The sequence below is a fragment of the Nocardioides malaquae genome, assembly GCF_015070385.1.
Classification (GTDB): Bacteria; Actinomycetota; Actinomycetes; order Propionibacteriales; family Nocardioidaceae; genus Nocardioides; species Nocardioides malaquae.
The window spans coordinates 1-270 of sequence record NZ_JADCSA010000419.1 but is presented as its reverse complement, the minus strand read 5'-3'; the positions used below and the strand labels follow the sequence as shown (position 1 = coordinate 270).

Sequence of the window (270 nt, the reverse complement as noted above, 5' to 3'; positions counted from 1 at the left end):
AACATGGAAGATAGAAACTATTATTTGCATTTTAGAAATATAGTGTTGATTTTATCATGTTTTTCTTTTTGCTCCCTAGACATCCTGCACATAGTTGTGTGTAAAGAGGAGGAGGAACAGGAGAGGAGCCCCAGTCAGCTTCAGGAGGAACCAGAGCCTCCACACATCAAAGAGGAACACGAGGAGACACTTCAGCATCCAGAGGAGCCTGGTGGATCGACGTTGACATCACTAGCTGTGAAAAGTGAAACTGATGAAGACATCTCTTCC

1 protein-coding gene is annotated in these 270 nt (G+C 43.7%); it reads left to right on the top strand.

All coding sequences use genetic code 11. The annotated features are described in order from the left end of the window. On the top strand, positions 1–270 hold a 270-nt coding region (locus IEQ44_RS17240; protein ID WP_227487645.1), incomplete at both ends, for a hypothetical protein.